Here is a 19,027-nt window from a genome sequence, read left to right on the forward strand (position 1 = left end):
ACGGGTTGTCAATTAACCAACTCAGCCAATCCCCGTATGTGTTTCCGAAAACACGTTGAAAACCGCCGGTTAGCGAAGCAGATTAAGCAGCTTTCGGAGACCGAACGGCAGGCGATTCTGGAGAAATCGCCGTTTGTATGTGGCTTCTTTCAGGGCACAGGGTATGATGTTTTTCTGAAAGACGAACCTGATTTTGAAAAAGCCTATGTGACGGGTTTAGGACAGGTTTATCGGGAAACTGCCGAAGACTGGATCATCAGACAATACCTGCTTGCCAACCATGAAAACCGGGCGTAAGGTGTTCAAGCGTTGTGGCGCACCGATTTTCACAGTGAATCCATCAGCCGTTTACGTCCATTTATTCACCTTTAATTTCTCGTTTCATGAAAACAATCCTACTTGGCCTGAGCAGTGTGTTCAGCCTGTTTGCAACCCCACTCGCAGCGCCCAACTCGGCGCTGGACCTCAAAAACTACCTGACAACCCGTGAACAGCTTAAAACCGCAGACCTTGCAGCCCTGAAGAAAATAGCGGCCAGTTCATCGGAGAAGAACGTAAAACGAGGGCTGTCGGCCTACTATGCCTTCCTGAAAACACCGCTGCCCGATGGTAACGTAGTGGCTGCCAAAGCGTCGATAGATGCGCTCGAAACCGCAGCCAATACCTATATGGACCCGATAACGTATGTTAAATTAGCCATCGTTTATGCCCAGGACAATCCCTCATTCAACCTAAAACAGGATCGTAAAAAAGCCCTGATATATTTGTCCATTGCCTGGGAAATTGCTGATTTGTCGGACCGGGCTACGGGCGACAATGGGCTGCTGACGTTGATCATCAATAATAGCCTGGGCCTCGGCGACGGACTATGGGCGGATCAGGTGAATGGGAAGTTTGCCATGAAAAAAAACCTCGACGCGATCCGGCCAGACGTATTGAGCGCCCGTGCCCGCTTTAAGAAACTGTACAACCTGTCGGTGAAGGACGAATTCGCTGGTTCCACGAACCTTGAGCGGCATTACGGGGCGTAAGTGTATGGTTTTTACACCACGAGTTTTAGGAGAAATCTGGGGAAGTTTCCAAAGATATGAGCTGTTGATAAACAACCCGGATGCGCCTACAGAAGAGGTTTTTCTGGCGCATTTCGCACAGGCTAATCCGAATTCTGCTTTCTTCTGGACTGACAAGGCTAACGGGCTAACCTACCTGTATGACCTGAGTATCAATCAGCTACAGGTCACGCCCAGCACAGAACCCTATTCAGGAAGGGTGAACGAGGTCAATAAGCAACTTTGGAAAATCCTGCCCCCCCAGCTACTGGATGTAAACGGCGACTGGGAAAAAGCCTGGTTTAGGGCCATGGGCAGGCTGGATATAGCCTCCGCGAAGTTTATCCTTGAGCAGGGCTTCGATGTGAATACGACGGATGAGCAGGGATATACAGCCTTAATGTATGCCGCAGGCTTCTTTGGGGGTGAGTTTGACCTGATTAAATTACTGGTAGAGTCTGGCGCTAATCTCAATTCGCCGGGCAATACAGTCGACGAACTCATTGAACTGGGTCAACGAAGTGCAACCAGTTCCGCTGAAGCCAGCGAAGCCAGGTCAATTGCGGCCTACCTGCGAAGTCGGGAACGTGCCAACAGACCACTTTTAGGCTGACTCCCACCACTTATAAAGCCAAATCCACCCGGCATAGAGTTCGTCTATAGATGCCTGGTAGCCATAGTAGTTTTGACCTGTTCAAACCACTTAGTCAAACGCAGAGAAACCGCCATGGAACCCATCAAAAACCCTGCCCCCGCCAGACCCGACGATGTACAAGCCGCCTACGATGCGGAACTTCATCGGGTTGCTACCCTGATTCAATGCTACGTCGAGTCCATCGGTCTGACCAAAGAATCCACCTACAAGGCCAAAACTAATAACTGGCTCTGGAAGAACGGGTCGGCCACGATTGAGGTATTCGTTCAGACGATCAGCTTTCCCAGCGGAGGCCGGCGCGATTACCTGCGGGTTTTCTCACCACTGCTTACCGTACCGGCCAACAACCTGCTGCACTTTTATCGTCACCTGCTCGAACTCAACGACTTGCGGCTGGGCGTGAAATTATGTATTGCGCCCAATACTCAAACAGTATATGCTACCTATGAGCGCGATATTCGGGGCATGGACTATCAGGAACTGACAACCTGCATCCGCGACCTGGAGAACTGGGCCGACGAATTAGACGATCAACTCAAAGCCCAGTTTCCAGACTGGTCGAACTAAACACCCGGCGACTCACCTAAACGAATGCTTACCCAGATGGCTATTCGAAGTTTACTCCTTGCCTTTGTTATTACCGGCGTTTTAGGCTACTGCTTCACCTTTGGCCTGACCGACCCAAATTCAATCCTGAAAAAAATACCGGATTGGGGCGGTATCGTTTTGTTTTTAGGTTGCGGCCTGTTATACCTGCTGGCTACCTGGTGGGCCTTCAAGGGCTTTAGCGAACATAAACTCACCGCTATTGTATCCTTAGGGTTCTGTACATTCGGTTTAGGAATTTACGCGGCAGTTTTTTTGATGGAATTCGGCCCGAAAACCATACCGGGGCAGTATGATTACGACTTTACAACGCTTGACACCACCGAAAAAGCCATTGTCGCGCAAATCGCGGATGAGAGTGGGCTGGAGTTGAAGAACGCAATTTTTACCGAGCACTGGCATGTCGCCGAATCCACGGCGGCCGAATCCACGGCGGCCAATATGGCAAAAGGCTTTCGGATTTGTGTGCAGAAGGGACACGTAACGGCTCTCAACCTATCGGGGCATCCTATTCCGCATCTGACGCTGTTTTCACGACTACCCGGCCTGGGCGATCTGTACCTGAAAAACTGCGGTCTATCGAATTTGAGCGACCTACAGTCGACCAAACTTAATCGGCTCGATGTGTCTGGTAATCAGATTTCAGATTTGAAAACATTACGCGGCTGCCCGAACGTTCAGTGGCTTTTTGCGGCCAACAACCGGCTAAAAACAACCGACGGTATTGAGCAATTCCGGCAACTTGTCAGCCATGATTTTACGGGAAATCCACTACCCTGATGGCCAGCCTGCATCCGAACTTTTCCTCTCTCAATCACCATGACAGCCCTTCAGTCGCTTTGTGTCGGCACTTTTCTGCTGGCTTATTATTACTTCGTTCTGCGAAAATACAATACGCTGGGGTTTCGCCTGTTCTCCCTCTGTTTCTTCACGGGTGTCAGCGTTTGTTATTGGTGGTATACCGACTACCGCGACCTGAAAGCCATTCAGCAACAGGGCATTACCATCTCAGCACGAGTGCTGAAAAAGACGGCCAATAGCCTCGATTTCTGGTTCACTGACCAGTTGGGCAAGCCCGTAGTGCGTAGGCAAACGGGCGGCATCTCCGTTGAGGAGTTTGCCGCCGTAAACGAAGGTCAACCCACGCCAATTCTGTATAGTCCTGCCGCCAATACGGTTTACCTAACGAGCAGCTACCAGCGCCAACTTAACGACAACGTGTATATTTTGCTGTTACCGGGGATGCTGTTCCTGATTGGGATTGGGTGCTGGATTTTCCTCCGAAAATACCGGGTTCACGCCCATGAGGGAACGCTGTACGAGTACGTAACCGACGAAAGCGGAAAAGTCGTGCTCGACGATGCCCGCAACAGCACGACAAAGTCGATCAGGACGTATAGTACACTGTCCAAATTCTTCCAGATTTTTGAGAAATAAGTCATGAAAATGCTTCTATCGCTGGTTATAATGCCCCTGTTTTTCGATGAAGGTGTGAATGCATAACGGCTACGTTTTGTAACTTGCTGGTCGAAATTTGCTACACGTTGAAAGACTTACCCAGTATTGAATGCCCGCTTATCTACCCAGACTTTCGCAAGCATGAAACAGAACCCTCTGGCGGTTATGTTGAAATGCATATCACCCATGCATCTCATGAAGCCGCCAAGAATATAGAAACGGCAATTGTTCTGGCTAAGCAGGGTTTTAAGGTACGTCTTCTACCGATTGACAACACACCACACACTAAAAATCCAGATGCTTATTTTATCGAGCAGGATATTGTGGTCGAGTTCAAGCACAACTACACACCCACTGCATCAGCGATTGAACGTGAAGTCCGAAATGCTAAAAAAACAGGCCAACCACATTTTGATCCATGTAATGAGCACCATCACAAAAGGTGAATTAATCAGAGGGCTAAAACTACAGATTCACCGGGCGGAGAATGTGATTGATGTATGGCTACTTTTGAAAGAGAAAATACACCGATTTACACCAACTGATATTCGGGACGGGACAATTGAGGATAAAATACAATGAGGTGACACGGCCAAACCGCATCACCTCAAGGAGGGGCCTGGGATCTCTCCCTGACCATTACAAATTTATACTATTTCTGTAGTAAAAACAAGCAAAACTACACAAATATTTATGCGGTTTCGCTTCTTTAACGCCTACACTGCTTCCTTCTTCAGCTTATCCCGCAGTTGAAACAACTCATCGCGCAGGCGGGCCGCTTCCAGAAAGTCGAGGTCTTTGGCCGCGCGTTCCATTTTCGATTGGGTTTCGTTGATCATTTTCTCCAGGTCGCCTTTGCCCATGTAGCGCACCACGGGGTCGGCAGCAATGCGGATTTCTTCCGGCTCCACATAAAAATGCTTCACCTTCGAGTCGGCAACTTTGGTTTGACCCATGATGGCTTCGCGGGATTTCAATACCGTTGTCGGTGTAATGCCGTTATCGGTGTTGTATTCCAACTGAACCGCCCGGCGACGGTTGGTCTCGTCGATGGCTTTCTGCATGGACCCCGTGATTCTATCGGCATACATAATCACCTTGCCGTTCACGTTCCGGGCGGCCCGGCCAATGGTCTGAATCAGCGAGCGAATGTCCCGCAGGAATCCTTCTTTATCGGCATCCATAATCGCTACCAGCGACACTTCGGGCAGGTCAAGCCCTTCCCGCAACAGGTTGACGCCCACGAGCACATCGAAGTTGCCAAGCCGTAAATCGCGCAGAATTTCAACCCGATCGAGAGTTTTTACTTCGGAGTGAATGTAGCGGGTTTTAATGCCTACCCGGTCGAGGTATTTGGTCAGTTCTTCGGCCATGCGTTTGGTCAGGGTCGTTACCAGTACCCGCTCGTGGTTTTTGATGCGGCTATCAATCGACTCCAGCAGGTCATCAATCTGGTTCAGGCTTGGCCGAACGTCAATTTCGGGGTCGAGCAAACCCGTTGGCCGGATCAGTTGTTCCACCACAACACCCTCGCTCTTACGCAGTTCGTAGTCCGATGGGGTAGCCGATACATAAATCGTCTGACTCGCCATATCTTCAAATTCCTGGAACGTGAGGGGTCGATTGTCCATGGCCGACGGTAGCCGGAAACCATAGTCTACCAGTGCGGTTTTGCGTGAGCGGTCACCGCCCCACATCGCCCGAATTTGAGGAATGGTGGCGTGGCTTTCGTCAATCACCATCAAATAGTCATCGGGGAAATAATCGAGCAGACAGAAGGGCCGCTGACCCGGCAGACGCTTGTCGAAATAGCGCGAATAGTTCTCGATACCCGAACAGTAGCCCAGTTCGCGCATCATTTCGAGGTCGAATTCGGTTCGCTCGCGAATACGGGTCGCTTCAATCTCCCGAAGTTCCGACTCAAAATAGCGAACCTGCGCCACCATGTCGTCCTGAATTTGATAGATGGCACTGTTGAGCGTGTCGCGGCCCGTCACGAACAGATTAGCCGGGAAGATAGTCACGATTTGCTCGTCCGACATTTTCCGGCCGGTCGATGGGTCGATGCGCCGAATGGTTTCAATTTCGTCGCCGAAGAAAATAACCCGATAGGCAAAGTCGGCGTAGGCGACGTAGAGGTCCACCGTATCGCCTTTGACGCGGAAGTTACCCCGTTGAAATTCGCCCTCTGTCCGGCTATACAGAATCCCGACTAACTGGTGCAGAAACTGGTTTCGACTCATTTTTTCGCCCACCCCAATCCTGACCACATTCCGTTTAAACTCTTCGGGGTTACCCATGCCGTAAATGCACGACACTGAGGCCACCACAATCACGTCGCGCCGACCGCTCATCAGGGCCGACGTTGCCGATAGCCGTAGTTTGTCGATTTCCTCATTGATAGCGAGGTCTTTTTCGATGTAGGTGTTCGTGGTCGCGATGAAGGCTTCGGGCTGGTAGTAGTCGTAATAGCTAATGAAATATTCGACCGCGTTTTCGGGGAAAAACTGCTTGAATTCGCCGTATAGCTGGGCTGCCAGCGTTTTGTTGTGGCTCAGCACAAGCGTTGGGCGGTTGGTTTGGGCAATGAGGTTGGCTACTGTAAATGTCTTGCCGCTGCCCGTCACGCCCAGCAATACCTGTGCCGGTTCGCCTTCATTTACGCCCTTAACTAATTGCTCGATGGCCTTCGGCTGGTCGCCGGTGGGCTGAAATTCTGAGGTTAATTTGAAGTTCATTATCGCCGTTTAGAATCTGGCTAATTTACGAAGATTCGCGCTGGATTGCAAGGGCGGTTTAGAAATTACAGATGGCTTAACCTACCTCCCGCTTCATCAGAACTAATAATCCTTTCGTACCGCCTTCGTAGCGATTCAGGTCAACGGTTGATGCAATTTCCCAGCCCTCGCGCCCAAGTTCATTCAGTTTGTCAGTTAATTCCTGCGCGTCGATTTTGCCACCCCAGAAACCTCCGGCAGCGCCGTCTAAAATTCGGTATTCAAAACGTTTCATGAGTATAAACTTACCCCACCGCCGGAACCCGGTATTCATCGTCAAAAACGGTTTCCCAACTTAGTGCAGCGATTGTAGCAGAGATACCAGTTTCATTCTCAGCCTGTCGGGTGGCTTTTTCAAAAGCTTTGTCCCAGATTGACTCAAAATAACTCCGATTTAAGCTTGGTTTAGTAGACTGAATGGCTTCGATTTCTTCGCGTGCGTCGGCAATCGACGTTACCCAACTCACCGACCGCCGTTCGGGTTGGAGTTGCCATTTTATTATGTGTTTCATTAGACGAACCAATTGACTGAACGACGCACTCCTGAGCTGCTGCGACATGGTATCTAATAGGGTGTGAATACCCGCACGGGCATTCGCCAGGTCGTTTTGGTCAACGGCTTCCCGAATAGCTTCCAGCGTTTCGTAATACGATGTGGCTGTTAATTCTTCCCAGTCTCGTTTCATCGTTTCTATGGTTCTCAATTTTCCCTGCTTATAAAGATATCACCGATGACTTTGCTTCCAGCCGACGGAGCAGTTCGCCCGCCCGTTTCAGCATCGGGTCTTTTTCCTCCATTTCTATACGCTTCTCGTCCAGCAAAGGCTGCATTTGTAGTCGAACGGCTTCACATTCAGCATCCGTCAACCGGTGATAATATAAAAATAAATCACCTTTTATAAGGCGCTTTTCAACGGGGTGGCTGGCATTCTTAATGCGTTGCAGGTAGAATGCAACTACGTCTTTGGGGTCGTTCATGAGTTCTCGTCTGTTTCGAGTTGTTGGTTGATTTGTTTCCATGTTTCGCGGTACATGATGGCTTTCCCGACCAGGAACAGGTAATTCTCATTGGAGCCATCGGACGGCTAATCAATTAGTTGTTGCTCAGTGTGCGGAATTGATTTTTTCAAAAATGCCTTTAATTCCAGTAAGTCTTTACGTTCTTCGTCAGTCATTAGATACGGCCAGGGTAGTCAAATATAGCAAAAAAAGCCCCCACGTTTCCGCAGAGGCTCAATATAATCAGAATCTTGACAGTCCATTACCCAACGCTTCCCTCTAAGCTGATTGCCAGTAGTTTCTGTGCTTCAACGGCGAACTCCATGGGCAGTTGGTTCAGCACTTCTTTGGCGTAACCGTTGATGATGAGGGCCACGGCCTGCTCGGTTGGGATGCCGCGCTGATTGCAGTAAAACAACTGGTCTTCACCGATTTTCGAGGTGGTCGCTTCGTGCTCAACGGTGGCTGAGGCATTGTTCACTTCTAAATACGGAAATGTATGCGCTCCGCACTTATCGCCCAGCAGCAGCGAGTCGCACTGCGAGTGGTTGCGGGCGTTTTCGGCGCGTTTCATCACCTGCACCAGCCCCCGGTAGGAATTCTGACTCCTGCCTGCCGAAATACCTTTCGAAACAATCCGGCTTTTGGTGTTCTTGCCGATGTGAATCATTTTGGTACCCGTGTCGGCCTGCTGCATGTTGTTGGTGACCGCCACCGAGTAGAACTCACCGGTGGAGTTGTCGCCTTTCAGAATCACTGACGGGTATTTCCAGGTGATAGCCGATCCCGTTTCGACCTGCGTCCAGGAGATTTTAGCATTCGGACCGTCGCAGATACCGCGTTTGGTCACGAAGTTATAAATCCCGCCTTTACCGTCTTTATCGCCCGGATACCAGTTCTGCACTGTCGAATACTTGATTTCGGCGTTGCCCATCGCAATCAGTTCGACCACAGCCGCGTGGAGTTGGTTTTCATCGCGCATGGGGGCCGTGCAGCCTTCGAGGTAACTCACATACGAGCCTTCGTCGGCAATAATCAGCGTCCGCTCGAACTGACCCGTTCCGGCGGCATTGATGCGGAAATAGGTCGAGAGTTCCATGGGGCAACGAACGCCCTTTGGAATATAACAGAACGACCCATCGGTAAAGACAGCCGCGTTGAGGGCTGCAAAATAATTATCTTTTGCCGGCACCACCGACCCCATGTATTTCTTCACTAAGTCGGGGTGTTCATGAACCGCTTCCGAAATGGAGCAGAAAATGATACCGCGCTCGGCCAGGTCTTTCTTAAACGTGGTGGCCACCGAAACCGAATCCATAACAGCATCGACCGCCACACGGGGCCGTTCGCCGGGAATCGGGTCCAGCACGTCGACCACACCCGTTAGCCGCTTCTGTTCGTTCAGCGAAATACCGAGCCGGTTGAAGGTATCAATCAGTTCGGGGTCAATTTCGTCGAGCGAGTTAACGGTTTTCTTCTGTTTGGGGGCCGAATAATACTTAATGGCCTGGTAATCAATCTTTGGATAAAAAACGTTTGGCCATTTCGGTTCGGTCATTTCCTGCCACATCCGAAAGGCTTTGAGCCGATTTTCGAGCAGCCAGTCGGGTTCGTTTTTCTTAGCAGAAATAAAACGAATGGTACTCTCATCAAGACCTACCGGGGCTTCATCGGCCTCAATAAGTGTCTCGAATCCGTATTTATATTCGGCATTGGTTATGCTTTCTAAAATGTCAGCGTCCTTGCTCATAGTCTCGGTTAGTCACGTGGTAATTACGCCACAGCGCTCTATTTTTAACAAGTTTAGGGGTGGGTACGTTCCGGGTGGGCTGGACAAATATCGTAAACTTTCCGTTATTTCGGGCACTTCCGCTTAGATAACCTCATGGCCAGAACTCCTCCCAAACGACGTATTAATATCGAACTACTGCTCGGTATTTCGGCTACCTTCCTGAGCCTGGCGGCTTTAGTTGTCTCGATTTTTCAGACCCGCATTGCCCGCGAGCAACAGCAGGCGTCGGTGTGGCCTTACCTACAGATACTGGTCAGCCAGTTTGATGATGAGTGCCATATCGGTGTCGAAAATAAAGGGGTAGGCCCCGCTGTTGTTAAGTACAGTGAATGGCGATTTAAAGGCAAGACCTATAAAACGGCTCAGGACCTGTATTTAGATAATTTTGGGGGTACTGAAGGGGGAAAAGGGTTTAGCTCCATCGAGGGTGGAGATGTATTGAAATCGGGTGAAAACTTGGATTTGATATCGGTTCGCAACAATAACGCTGCAGCCAGGGCCTTATACGGGCTTACCCATGATACAACTTTCCGTTTCCGGGCCGTTTATTCAGACGTGTACGGCAACTGCTGGCAACTCGACCGGGATAAAACAACGCCCCTGGGCAACTGTAATAACCACTGAATAGCGAACGCTTTTGTAAAGGAGGATAGGGGAGTCGCTCCGAAAAATAATCAGGCAAAAAGCAGGAAGAATTAGAAAGTCGTCTGTTTGACAGATGAACGACACGTCACAACGGCCCTGCCCTATGCACGCTGGTAGCAATGCAATGACGAACCCTTATTTACCCTTGCTGACCAATTTATTTCGCCTGGGCCGACTGGCGATTGGTTTGTGTTTACTATTGAATTTCCCCGTCTGCTATGCCCAGCCAACCGGAAAGCGAATAGCCGAACAGGCCGCTGCGGATGGTGTTAATGCCGGGCTTGATTCGCTGGGGAGAGAACGAAGCCGAATTGAAATCGAATACCTCGCCCGTGCCACCAAAAACATTGAAAAATACCGCAAAGGCGATGCCCAGCTTCACGTTGTCGATGCGGCAGGAAAACCCGTGCGGAATGTATTGGTAACGATCAATCAGGTTTCTCAGGATTTTTTGTTTGGCAACCTTGTCTTTGACATTGCTGGATTCGCCCCCAAAGAGCCGTATAAAGTTGACTTGTTTAAGGAGCGCTTTAAGGCCTTATTCAACTTTGCCGTGCTGCCGTTCTACTGGGCAAACTACGAACGAAAGCCGGGAATGCCTGAGTGGAAACGCAACCAGGAAGCCATCGACTGGTGCCGGGCCAATGGCATAACCACAAAAGGACATCCGCTGGGCTGGACTTCCCCGTCGGGCACACCAAAATGGCTCCTGCAGATGCCCCTAAAAGCCACCGAGGAGGTTTATAAAGCCCGAATTGTCAACAACGTGGCGGGTTTCAGGGAGCAAATCGATATGTGGGACGTGGTGAACGAACCCGTGAACACAGTACCCTGGGAAACCGCCATGAGCGACACGGCCAATACGAATGACTTTCGATATAATGTAAAAAATGTACCCGTAAGCGACATTGTACCCTGGGTTGAGAAATCATTCAGGTGGGCGCACGAAGCCAACCCAAACGGGAATTATATTCTGAACGAGTATTTTACCCTGGCCATCCCCAAAGTCAGAGAACGGTTTTATACCCTGATTAAGGAACTGAAAAGCCGGAACACGCCCATCAGTGGCATTGGTATTCAGGGACACGAACCCCGTGAAATGTGGTTTTCGCCCATTGAGGTCTACAAAACATTTGACCTCTATCAGGAATTCGGCCTGCCAATTCATATTACTGAATTGATTCCACAGTCTTCCGGCAAGGATATTACCGGCTGGCGAACCGGCAAATGGACCGAAGCCGCACAGGCCGAATTTGCCCGGCAGTTTTACACGCTGGCCTACGGACATCCCGCCGTTGCGTCGATCAACTGGTGGGGTTTATCCGACAAAAACATCTGGCTGAAAGGCGGGGGAATGCTGGACGAGGAGTATAACCCCAAGCCGGTTTACAACACACTGATGAAGCTGATCAAAGAGGACTGGATGACAAAAAACGTCAGCCTTACGACCAATAAGCAGGGAAACGTGGCCTTCAGGGGTTTCTATGGTCGATATCAGGTGGTCGTGGCCAAACCCGATGGGAGCCAGCAAACGCTGGACCTTCACCTGCGCGAAAAAGAGGCTAACCAATGGACATTTGCGCTGTAGTACGCTACAAAAACGGGTAGTTCTGACACCATAGGCCAGCTTATGCGGTGCAAACCAACCTGATAGGCCGGGGTCAATATACCCGGAAAACTAAATGAGATTTATGAAACCCTGGCTTCCCATCGTTTGCGCCCTTTTCTTCGCCCTAACCAGCGGGTATGGCCAAACCGTAATACCCCATCCCGTGCCCGAAGAGTTTGCGGCAGATTATTATGCCGTGACCGTCAACGGCCAATCGGTACCGGTTTTCCACGCTGGGCTGAACATCTATTTCGCCAGTTTCGATTTCACGGGCGATGCAACCGTATCGGTCACGTCTAAGGCTGATACGGACAGCTATTCGGGGCAAACGTCCAATAAAGAAGCGGTAAAAATTGATGAGAAAGGTTATTGGCGGGGGGAGGTAAGCATTCGCCCATTAGTTAAAAACATCAAACCCCAATTAACCGGCAAGACCGTCACATTCACATTAACCGAAGCCGGTCAATATTCGGTGGAACGCGCCGGAACAGTAACCGCACCGGCAGACCGGTTTAAAGACGATGCAATTTTCCTGTTTGCCAACCGCCCCGATCCAAAACAGCCTGATTTAACCGCATCCGGCGTCATTCACCTGAAAGCCGGGATTCATCAGCGACACATCGACCTCAAAAGTGGGCAAACGCTTTACCTCGATGCGGGTGCGGTTTTATTTGGCAGTATCAACGTCTGGGATGCTAAAAATGTCAGTATTCTGGGGCGCGGAACGGTGGTGTATTACGGCCCTCAATCCGAAACCCACGACGACGGCTGGAAACACCAGAAAAACTGGCATCCGCTCACGACGCATAACGTACAGGGGCTGACTATGCGGGGAATTACGTTCGTTGGGCGCAGCCGTACCTGGTCGCTGCAAACGCACACGACGTTCGACGCGGTGTTTGACAATATCAAAATCATTGCCGTTAACCCGCAGAATATCAACGGCGATGGCATCGACTGGTACGGCGGTGGACGAACCAAAGTGGTCAACAGTTTTATTCGCTCGATGGACGATTGCTTCGCGTTTTTTACCGAAGGCAGTAGCCAGGATATGTGGGCAACCACCAAAAATTCGGTGGGCGAGGTGAAGGACATTTCCATTGAAAACTGCGTGTTGTGGACCACCCTGGCGAATGTGTTCCGAATTGGTTTCAACGGGCAGGCCCTGACAACCAGCAACATTAGCATGAAAAATACGGATATCATTCACATCAGCAAAAGCGAGTGGTATGCGCCCTGGTCGCTGTTCTGCATGGTCAGTCCAAACAGCAAAGGCAAGGCCCGGCACAGCAGGTATTTGTTTGAGGGTATCCGGTTTGAAGAACCAGCAGCCCTGTTTGGCTTGCAGAACCCCGAATCGCAGTTTGAGAATGTAGTGTTAAAAGACATTACGATGACGGGTGAGCCGGTTCCGTCGCTTATCAAAAACACAACCCGCGATGTCACCTTCGACAAGGTCATTCTGAACGGAAAGCCGGTCGCGTCGGAGGCTGATATTCCGCTCCGGGCCGGGAGTGTGAACCTGGGAAAAGCGACCTATTTACCAGCGAAATAACAAGATATGAAAAGCGAAACCGAATCCCTCACGCGCCGAAGCTTTCTAAAAGTTGCTGGAACGGGCTCAATAGTGGCCATACTGCCATCATTTTCGATTGCTGGTCAGGCACCGGCTAAAATCCCTACCGCCACGGGCGAGATTCTTCCGGGTCAGATGGGCATCACCAGCGTGCATGAGCATATCGTGCTGCCCAAAGACCCGGTACAACGCGAGAAAAGCATGGCGTTCGCGGTCAGCGAGTTGAAAAAAGCAAAAGCACTCGGCCTCCAAACCATTGTCGATGTGGGGCCGACCGACGATGTGGCTGGTATCCGGGAGGTTTCGCTGGCTACGGGCGTGCATGTCGTTTGCTGTACCGGCTCGTATATTCTCAAAGAAGATCAGCAGTCACTAACGGTGGCCGATTTTGAAAACCGCATGAGACGCGATGTGGAGGACGGGCTTCAGGGCACGCAGATTCGGCCGGGAGTGATTAAGGTGGCAACCAGACGATTACCCATCACACCGGCAGAGAAAAATTTGCTGATTGCCGCTGCCCAAATTCAGAAACGATACAACTTAACCATCTGCACCCATGCTGTAAGCGGATGTGCCGAGCAGCAGCAAATACTGGAAGAGGCCGGGGCCGACCTCAGGCACTGCTACTTCTCGCACGTTGAAGCCACATTTGGCTGGAGTGGCCGGACTGTTGAACAGGAAATCGATTATCTGGAGGGCGTGGTTAAGAAGGGAAGCAGTCTCAGTTTCAATAACTTTGGTAACTGGAACCACACAAAACCGGGAGATTTGGCCCGCATCATCCAGGAACTGTCAAAATGGGGGTACGACGACCGGATGGTGGCGACCATCGACCTGACGTGGACCTTCGAGAACGGAAACATCAAAATTCTCTGGGGCGACACCAACGGGGAGGGTAACGACCGTACCTACTCCTACCCGCTTCGCAAAGTTGTCCCCTGGATGAAAGAGCAGGGGCTGCCCAAACAAACAATCGACAAGTTCCTGATCGATAATCCCCAGCGGCTATTTACGTGGTCGTGAAAGCCCGTTTGTTCAAGTCTACATCTATAGTTATTGACTATCTGTAACCGTTAAAAAAAGCATTAGGTTGGTATGAAGCATACACTATTTCTTGGTCTTCTGCTGGTGGCCACCAGCCAGTTAGTTTCAGCGCAGGTTTGGCACGTTTCCGGTACAGGAAGCGATGCAAACAATGGTAAATCGCCGGAAACGGCTTTCCGCTCTCTGCAAAAAGCCGCCGATTTGGTGCAGCCCGGCGATGTGATATTGGTTGGAGATGGCACCTATACGAATGATGACAAGTCGAACGGCAGCGCCGTGCTGAACATTACCCGGTCCGGCAAAGCCGATGCCTGGATTACCTGGAAAGCGCGTCCGGGGCATAAACCCGAAGTTCGCCCAGTTGGCTGGTGCGGCATTCAGGTTTCGGGGTCCTATCATGTTATTGATGGCCTGAGCGTTATTGGCAGCAACGATTCTATCGTGCTGCTGAGGGCGCAGGAAGACGGCAAAAAACCTACTCCGGACCCGTATTACAACACCAATGGGATTTTCTTCAACGGACGGGGCAAAAAGCCGGACGAAAAACCGCACCACCTTATCCTTCGTAACTGCGTGGTGGGCAAGTGTCCCGGTGGCGGCATCGTTGGTATTGAAATGGATTACCTCACAGTTGAAGATTGTAAGGTGTTTGAAAATGCCTGGTTTATGCGCTACGGCGGGTCGGGCATCACAACGCTCAATAACTGGGCGCACGATGACGCACCGGGGTATCACATCATCATTCAGCGCAATTTTGTCTGGAACAATAAAACGCTGGTTCCCTGGGAAAAAATCGGAAAATTAAGTGATGGCAACGGCATTCTGCTCGACGTTACCGACCAGAACCAGGTTCAGGGCGCTACCAACCCCAATGCCGATGCGGTCGTAAAACCGGCTGTAAATCAGACTACAGCCCCAGCTTCAACAACGACCACGCCAACGGCCGAGAAGCCGAAACGCCCCGACTGGAAGGGCCGTGCCCTGATTGCCAATAACGTCAGCGCGTTCAATGGCGGGTCTGGTATTCACACCTTCCGCACAAGCCACGTCGATATTATCAACAATACAACCTACCACAATGGAGGCATTGTTGGGTATCAGGAACTGTTTCCCAATCGCTCCGACGATGTCGTTATCCTGAATAACATCATCGTTCCCCGGCCGGGTGGAAAAGTGACCTCTAACAACCGAAATACCAATATTCGCTGGGACTACAACCTGTACCCCTCGGCGCAGGATGTCTTCCCCGGCGCAAATGATGTTGTTGCCGACCCTCGGTTTATCGACGTTCAGCCGGACATAACCAAAGGGAATTTCGGGTTGGCAAAAGATAGCCGCGCCCACAATTCCGGAAGTAATGACGTGGCTCAGCCAACCGACATTATCGGTAGGGCACGCCCGAAAAAGGCAGGCCGCGACCGGGGCGCTTTTGAACAGTAAGAACCTGAATGCGTCTACTGGCCGGTTTCGCCTGCTTCTACTGCCTCTTCTGCCAATAGATCGTCGTTGATACCATCGGACTCCGTATCGGTGTCGGATGGCAACAGGTCGGCACGGTCGCTGACTTCGGCTTTCTCGGCTTCAGGCCCCGGTGCTGTCACTGGGTTCATATACTGCGCCTGTGCAACGCCCGCATTGGCTTCTTCGCTCTGGGCCATGAGCTGCACCACGCCCTGGTTGTCGTCTTCGGCGGGGTTGTAATCGTTGTTGTCGTTGGGGTTCATGCGATTGTTGCGTTTAATAAACCTAAAAGCCGGGTCGTCGTAACGATCTTTTAAAGACCTTTTAGGTTTAGTTTATATACCTCCGGATCGGGTCACGTGACCGCCTAATGCGTAATTATCGTCCTGGTGATGGTCATGTTCGCCTGTCGGATCGCCATCTTCATCAACGGGTTCGTCATCCAGTTCATCGCTTTGGTCCGGGTTCTCTTCCTCAACATCGTCCTCCTTATCGTCAAGGGCGGCCCTGCTGGGGTTACTAAAGTTGGCGGGGTCGATTCGGCCGATGCGCGACCCAATTAGTTCGACATCGGCAGGCATTTGATGGTCAACCGGCGTTATCATTGTCGTTGTGTGTTGGTTTGTGAGTAGATAACCGGTAGAATGCCGAAAGGTTAGGCTTATTTACGAACTCCGCAACGGCGTACCCAGTTGTATAGTCCACCTCATCACGTAGCGCATGAAACCAATTCTGATACTTGCCAGCCTGCTCCTCTCCCTATCAGTTTGCGCCCAATCGAGCCGTGAGCCGCTGTTTACCTCATTCGATGGGACAAAAATTCATTATGATGTTCTGGGCGAAGGCAAACCAGTTGTGCTGCTGCATGGGTTTATCACGAATGGCGAAAGCTGGAAGCGGGCACCCGTCCGGCAGGCACTGGCCGATGCGGGATTTAAAGTGATTACGCTCGATTTGCGAGGCAACGGCCAATCCGACAGACCCCACAGTGCCGAAGCTTATCAAAATAATGCTGAACTGACGGATGTGATGGCCCTGATGAAACACCTCGGCCTGACCAATTATGACGTGGTTGGCTACTCGCGCGGGGCCATTCTGACGGCCAAACTACTGACCTTAGACAAGCAGGTACGCCGGGCTGTGATGGGCGGCATAAGCGTCGATTTCTCCGATCCCAACTGGTATCGACGCCGGAATTTTTACGAAGCCCTGACCAAACCCGGCAGCCATCCCGAATTGCAGCCAGCCGTCGATAACGCCAAAAAATCAGGTGCCGATACGGTGGTGCTGGCCCGGTTGCAGGAGTTTCAGCCCGTTACGACCCGTGCTGAACTGGGCAACATCAGGGTGCCTTTGCTGGTCGTTAACGGCGATCAGGATAAAGACAACGGCGACCCCCAAACGCTGGTCGATGCGGTACCCGGTTCCCGTTTAGTAGTTGTTCCGGGCAATCATGGCAGTGCCATGCGAACGCCGGAATTTGCAACGGCTGTCGTATCTTTTTTGAAACAGTAGTCATTAACATCATTTAACGAGCAGGGCAGTTTACGAACGATTAGTTTTGTTCGTAAACCGTTTCGGCATGAAAACCTGTCTGCTCTGTCTTCTCTTTTTGGTGTCCGTTGCTGGCTGGGCGCAAAAGCCTGTACTGACCTTTCGCAACCCAACCGATAGTAGTACCAATTATTACCTGACTGTCAGACCGGTGGGCATACCCAAAGGCTTGCTGGTAGTGTTGCCTGGCTTTGGCGGATTGCCCGAGGGAGAGTATATGGAAACTGACATACCGAACGAAGCCGCCCGGCGAGGATTGATCACCATTATAGCCACGCTTCAACAGGGTTTCCAATCGTTCTACGTGGATGATGCCTCACAACAGACACTTGATGCAGTGATTCAGGAAGTGCAAAGCCGGTACAAAGTCGCGGATAAACCGCTCTACATCGGTGGCTTTTCGCTGGGTGGCAGCGGAGCCGTTCGCTATGCGGAACGAGCCGCTGCCTCAACAACGCTACCCAAACCGCGCGCCGTTTTTGCGATTGACCCACCGCTTGATTTTGAACGGTTGTATGAAAGCATGATGCGGGTGAAGCGGCAAAGTAAAGCCGGGGTGGCTGTTAATGAAGCCACATTTTTTACCGAGCGAATGCGGCAGGAGTTTGGCGGAGAACCGGCGACGCACCGGATGGAGTACGCATTGCAATCGCCGTATTGCTACTCAGACACGACCAATCAGAACGCGAAGCTGCTTCTAAAAACACCCGTTTGCCTAATCTGTGAGCCAGATATTTCCTGGCAAATGGATGAGCGCAACCGCGATCTGCATGACCTCAACACGCTGGACTGCGTTGGGTTAATCAACTACCTGCGCCTTGCCGGAAACAAAAAAGCGGTGTTTTTTCAAACAACCGGAAAAGGCTACCGGAAGCAACCGAAAACGCGCAACCCGCATTCCTGGTCAATCGCTGATCCGAAAGCGACAATCGATTGGTTATTAAGGTTTTAGCCTATAGCCGAAGCTGTGAGTAGCCCGATTCGTATCGCCTGATTTTCAGGATAACACGATCAGTAAATAAAGCAGCGTAAAACTTGCGCTCAGCCACGGGTTCAGTCCCAGCCGGTATGTCCGAATGAAGTGTTGACTGATAGCCAGCGTTCCACCAATCAGAATGCTTGCAGGCCAGTTCAACGCCAGTCCTGTTGCCATCACGATACCACCGAGGAGCAAACTCATGGCCAGATGGCCCGTATAATCAAGTAGCGTTTCGAGGAACTGGGTTTGTTTTGTTAGCCGCAGGTACAAACTGACTAAGCTAAGTTGCCCGCCCAACAAGCCAAATACGGGCCATACGAACGAGCCAGCAACGGCGTAGTGCAAACTGCTAACCACACCCAGCACCAGCAGCACGAATGCAAGCCGGTAGCTTAGCCGGAAATCGGGCTGGAGGTCCAGCAGTTGCCAGCGACCGGGAGCCGACGTGACAATGATTCGTCGGTTGTAGGAAATGAAGGCGTAGAGTTTTTGCAGGATAGCTCGCAGCCAGTTGACCGACAACAGCTTTTCAACCTGTGGATTATGCTGGCCCAGAGCATAGGTCCAGGTATCGACCCCATAGAGCGTTTCGCCCCCGTCCAGATCAATCATTGGTATTTCGTGTCGTGCCCGTTCTTTGTCTATCTGGTTAATTAGCAAGTCATTCGTTATCTGGTTATTGCTAAGTCGATTTAAACAGCCGCTGCTGTCGGCGGCAACCATCCCTTTTGTATACAGACGACACATTGGGCAGCTTTCGTCATAAATAATCAGCTTTTTCATGACTCATTAATTTTTAAACTTTCAGAAATAAATGAAAATA

At 51.0% G+C, this 19,027-nt stretch carries 22 protein-coding genes; 14 read left to right on the plus strand and 8 right to left on the minus strand.

Going from position 1 to position 19,027, the window contains the following annotated elements:
- The first annotated feature begins 36 nt into the window (after positions 1–36).
- The 7 genes from ACYVI1_RS15965 (at position 37) to ACYVI1_RS15995 (ending at position 4,214) form a co-directional block, all read left to right on the plus strand.
- Complete coding sequence (locus tag ACYVI1_RS15965) at positions 37–297, plus strand: hypothetical protein (RefSeq protein ID WP_460911623.1); 261 nt, start codon at positions 37–39, stop codon at positions 295–297.
- A gap of 86 nt (positions 298–383) precedes the next feature.
- Entirely contained in the window at positions 384–1,031 is a 648-nt protein-coding gene (locus tag ACYVI1_RS15970; protein WP_460911624.1) for a hypothetical protein, read from the plus strand.
- 64 nt (positions 1,032–1,095) lie between these two features.
- Positions 1,096–1,662 carry an ankyrin repeat domain-containing protein gene (locus tag ACYVI1_RS15975; protein WP_460911625.1) on the plus strand — a complete coding sequence of 189 codons (567 nt, stop codon included), beginning with the start codon at positions 1,096–1,098 and terminating at the stop codon, positions 1,660–1,662.
- 114 nt (positions 1,663–1,776) lie between these two features.
- Positions 1,777–2,271, plus strand: coding sequence for a hypothetical protein (locus ACYVI1_RS15980; RefSeq protein WP_460911626.1), 495 nt, complete (start codon positions 1,777–1,779; stop codon positions 2,269–2,271).
- 36 nt (positions 2,272–2,307) lie between these two features.
- Positions 2,308–3,090 (plus strand): leucine-rich repeat domain-containing protein, encoded by a 783-nt coding sequence (locus tag ACYVI1_RS15985; protein ID WP_460911627.1) that lies wholly within the window; start codon positions 2,308–2,310, stop codon positions 3,088–3,090.
- 39 nt (positions 3,091–3,129) lie between these two features.
- Positions 3,130–3,747: a hypothetical protein gene (locus ACYVI1_RS15990; protein WP_460911628.1), complete on the plus strand. Its 618-nt coding sequence runs from the start codon at positions 3,130–3,132 to the stop codon at positions 3,745–3,747.
- Between the two features lie 107 nt (positions 3,748–3,854).
- Positions 3,855–4,214, plus strand: coding sequence for a hypothetical protein (locus tag ACYVI1_RS15995; RefSeq protein ID WP_460911629.1), 360 nt, complete (start codon positions 3,855–3,857; stop codon positions 4,212–4,214).
- A gap of 270 nt (positions 4,215–4,484) precedes the next feature.
- Here the strand turns inward: ACYVI1_RS15995 and uvrB are convergent, their stop codons facing one another.
- The 5 genes from uvrB to sufB all read right to left on the minus strand — a co-directional run bounded on the left by uvrB (position 4,485) and on the right by sufB (position 9,294).
- Positions 4,485–6,506 carry an excinuclease ABC subunit UvrB gene (gene uvrB, locus ACYVI1_RS16000; RefSeq protein WP_460911630.1) on the minus strand — a complete coding sequence of 674 codons (2,022 nt, stop codon included), beginning with the start codon at positions 6,504–6,506 and terminating at the stop codon, positions 4,485–4,487.
- A gap of 76 nt (positions 6,507–6,582) precedes the next feature.
- Entirely contained in the window at positions 6,583–6,780 is a 198-nt protein-coding gene (locus ACYVI1_RS16005) for a DUF4177 domain-containing protein (RefSeq protein WP_460911631.1), read from the minus strand.
- A gap of 10 nt (positions 6,781–6,790) precedes the next feature.
- Entirely contained in the window at positions 6,791–7,231 is a 441-nt protein-coding gene (locus ACYVI1_RS16010) for a DUF29 family protein (RefSeq protein WP_460911632.1), read from the minus strand.
- Between the two features lie 28 nt (positions 7,232–7,259).
- Positions 7,260–7,523: a hypothetical protein gene (locus ACYVI1_RS16015; RefSeq protein WP_460911633.1), complete on the minus strand. Its 264-nt coding sequence runs from the start codon at positions 7,521–7,523 to the stop codon at positions 7,260–7,262.
- A 283-nt stretch (positions 7,524–7,806) separates the two neighbouring features.
- Positions 7,807–9,294, minus strand: coding sequence for a Fe-S cluster assembly protein SufB (gene sufB / locus ACYVI1_RS16020; RefSeq protein ID WP_460911634.1), 1,488 nt, complete (start codon positions 9,292–9,294; stop codon positions 7,807–7,809).
- A 135-nt stretch (positions 9,295–9,429) separates the two neighbouring features.
- Between sufB and ACYVI1_RS16025 the strand changes: the two genes are divergently transcribed.
- The 5 genes from ACYVI1_RS16025 (at position 9,430) to ACYVI1_RS16045 (ending at position 15,650) form a co-directional block, all read left to right on the plus strand.
- Entirely contained in the window at positions 9,430–9,960 is a 531-nt protein-coding gene (locus tag ACYVI1_RS16025; protein WP_460911635.1) for a hypothetical protein, read from the plus strand.
- 124 nt (positions 9,961–10,084) lie between these two features.
- Entirely contained in the window at positions 10,085–11,569 is a 1,485-nt protein-coding gene (locus ACYVI1_RS16030) for an endo-1,4-beta-xylanase (protein ID WP_460911636.1), read from the plus strand.
- Positions 11,570–11,672: 103 nt separating this feature from the next.
- Positions 11,673–13,145, plus strand: coding sequence for a glycoside hydrolase family protein (locus ACYVI1_RS16035; RefSeq protein ID WP_460911637.1), 1,473 nt, complete (start codon positions 11,673–11,675; stop codon positions 13,143–13,145).
- A 6-nt stretch (positions 13,146–13,151) separates the two neighbouring features.
- On the plus strand, positions 13,152–14,189 hold the full coding sequence (locus tag ACYVI1_RS16040) for a phosphotriesterase family protein (RefSeq protein ID WP_460911638.1): 1,038 nt from the start codon (positions 13,152–13,154) through the stop codon (positions 14,187–14,189).
- 72 nt (positions 14,190–14,261) lie between these two features.
- Entirely contained in the window at positions 14,262–15,650 is a 1,389-nt protein-coding gene (locus ACYVI1_RS16045) for a choice-of-anchor Q domain-containing protein (RefSeq protein ID WP_460911639.1), read from the plus strand.
- Between the two features lie 14 nt (positions 15,651–15,664).
- Here ACYVI1_RS16045 and ACYVI1_RS16050 read toward each other — a convergent pair whose 3' ends face one another.
- Both ACYVI1_RS16050 and ACYVI1_RS16055 read right to left on the minus strand, forming a co-directional pair.
- Positions 15,665–15,934, minus strand: a complete 270-nt coding sequence (locus ACYVI1_RS16050; protein WP_460911640.1) for a hypothetical protein — start codon at positions 15,932–15,934, stop codon at positions 15,665–15,667.
- A gap of 72 nt (positions 15,935–16,006) precedes the next feature.
- Complete coding sequence (locus ACYVI1_RS16055; protein WP_460911641.1) at positions 16,007–16,276, minus strand: hypothetical protein; 270 nt, start codon at positions 16,274–16,276, stop codon at positions 16,007–16,009.
- A 115-nt stretch (positions 16,277–16,391) separates the two neighbouring features.
- Between ACYVI1_RS16055 and ACYVI1_RS16060 the strand changes: the two genes are divergently transcribed.
- Both ACYVI1_RS16060 and ACYVI1_RS16065 read left to right on the plus strand, forming a co-directional pair.
- Positions 16,392–17,186: an alpha/beta fold hydrolase gene (locus tag ACYVI1_RS16060; protein ID WP_460911642.1), complete on the plus strand. Its 795-nt coding sequence runs from the start codon at positions 16,392–16,394 to the stop codon at positions 17,184–17,186.
- 67 nt (positions 17,187–17,253) lie between these two features.
- On the plus strand, positions 17,254–18,177 hold the full coding sequence (locus tag ACYVI1_RS16065; protein WP_460911643.1) for an alpha/beta hydrolase: 924 nt from the start codon (positions 17,254–17,256) through the stop codon (positions 18,175–18,177).
- A 45-nt stretch (positions 18,178–18,222) separates the two neighbouring features.
- On the opposite strand, the gene ACYVI1_RS16070 is transcribed toward ACYVI1_RS16065, so the two are convergent.
- Positions 18,223–18,987 carry a thiol-disulfide oxidoreductase DCC family protein gene (locus tag ACYVI1_RS16070; RefSeq protein WP_460911644.1) on the minus strand — a complete coding sequence of 255 codons (765 nt, stop codon included), beginning with the start codon at positions 18,985–18,987 and terminating at the stop codon, positions 18,223–18,225.
- Positions 18,988–19,027: the final 40 nt, after the last annotated feature.

The sequence above is a fragment of the Spirosoma areae genome (assembly GCF_054781775.1).

Coding starts and splice junctions, on each gene's coding strand:
- ACYVI1_RS15965 (WP_460911623.1), top strand. CDS start 37: ATGTGTTTCCGAAAACACGTTGAAAACCGCCGGTTAGCGAAGCAGATT.
- ACYVI1_RS15970 (WP_460911624.1), top strand. CDS start 384: ATGAAAACAATCCTACTTGGCCTGAGCAGTGTGTTCAGCCTGTTTGCA.
- ACYVI1_RS15980 (WP_460911626.1), top strand. CDS start 1,777: ATGGAACCCATCAAAAACCCTGCCCCCGCCAGACCCGACGATGTACAA.
- ACYVI1_RS15985 (WP_460911627.1), top strand. CDS start 2,308: ATGGCTATTCGAAGTTTACTCCTTGCCTTTGTTATTACCGGCGTTTTA.
- ACYVI1_RS15990 (WP_460911628.1), top strand. CDS start 3,130: ATGACAGCCCTTCAGTCGCTTTGTGTCGGCACTTTTCTGCTGGCTTAT.
- uvrB (WP_460911630.1), bottom strand. CDS start 6,506: ATGAACTTCAAATTAACCTCAGAATTTCAGCCCACCGGCGACCAGCCG.
- ACYVI1_RS16005 (WP_460911631.1), bottom strand. CDS start 6,780: ATGAAACGTTTTGAATACCGAATTTTAGACGGCGCTGCCGGAGGTTTC.
- ACYVI1_RS16010 (WP_460911632.1), bottom strand. CDS start 7,231: ATGAAACGAGACTGGGAAGAATTAACAGCCACATCGTATTACGAAACG.
- ACYVI1_RS16015 (WP_460911633.1), bottom strand. CDS start 7,523: ATGAACGACCCCAAAGACGTAGTTGCATTCTACCTGCAACGCATTAAG.
- sufB (WP_460911634.1), bottom strand. CDS start 9,294: ATGAGCAAGGACGCTGACATTTTAGAAAGCATAACCAATGCCGAATAT.
- ACYVI1_RS16025 (WP_460911635.1), top strand. CDS start 9,430: ATGGCCAGAACTCCTCCCAAACGACGTATTAATATCGAACTACTGCTC.
- ACYVI1_RS16030 (WP_460911636.1), top strand. CDS start 10,085: ATGCACGCTGGTAGCAATGCAATGACGAACCCTTATTTACCCTTGCTG.
- ACYVI1_RS16035 (WP_460911637.1), top strand. CDS start 11,673: ATGAAACCCTGGCTTCCCATCGTTTGCGCCCTTTTCTTCGCCCTAACC.
- ACYVI1_RS16040 (WP_460911638.1), top strand. CDS start 13,152: ATGAAAAGCGAAACCGAATCCCTCACGCGCCGAAGCTTTCTAAAAGTT.
- ACYVI1_RS16045 (WP_460911639.1), top strand. CDS start 14,262: ATGAAGCATACACTATTTCTTGGTCTTCTGCTGGTGGCCACCAGCCAG.
- ACYVI1_RS16050 (WP_460911640.1), bottom strand. CDS start 15,934: ATGAACCCCAACGACAACAACGATTACAACCCCGCCGAAGACGACAAC.
- ACYVI1_RS16055 (WP_460911641.1), bottom strand. CDS start 16,276: ATGATAACGCCGGTTGACCATCAAATGCCTGCCGATGTCGAACTAATT.
- ACYVI1_RS16060 (WP_460911642.1), top strand. CDS start 16,392: ATGAAACCAATTCTGATACTTGCCAGCCTGCTCCTCTCCCTATCAGTT.
- ACYVI1_RS16065 (WP_460911643.1), top strand. CDS start 17,254: ATGAAAACCTGTCTGCTCTGTCTTCTCTTTTTGGTGTCCGTTGCTGGC.
- ACYVI1_RS16070 (WP_460911644.1), bottom strand. CDS start 18,987: ATGAAAAAGCTGATTATTTATGACGAAAGCTGCCCAATGTGTCGTCTG.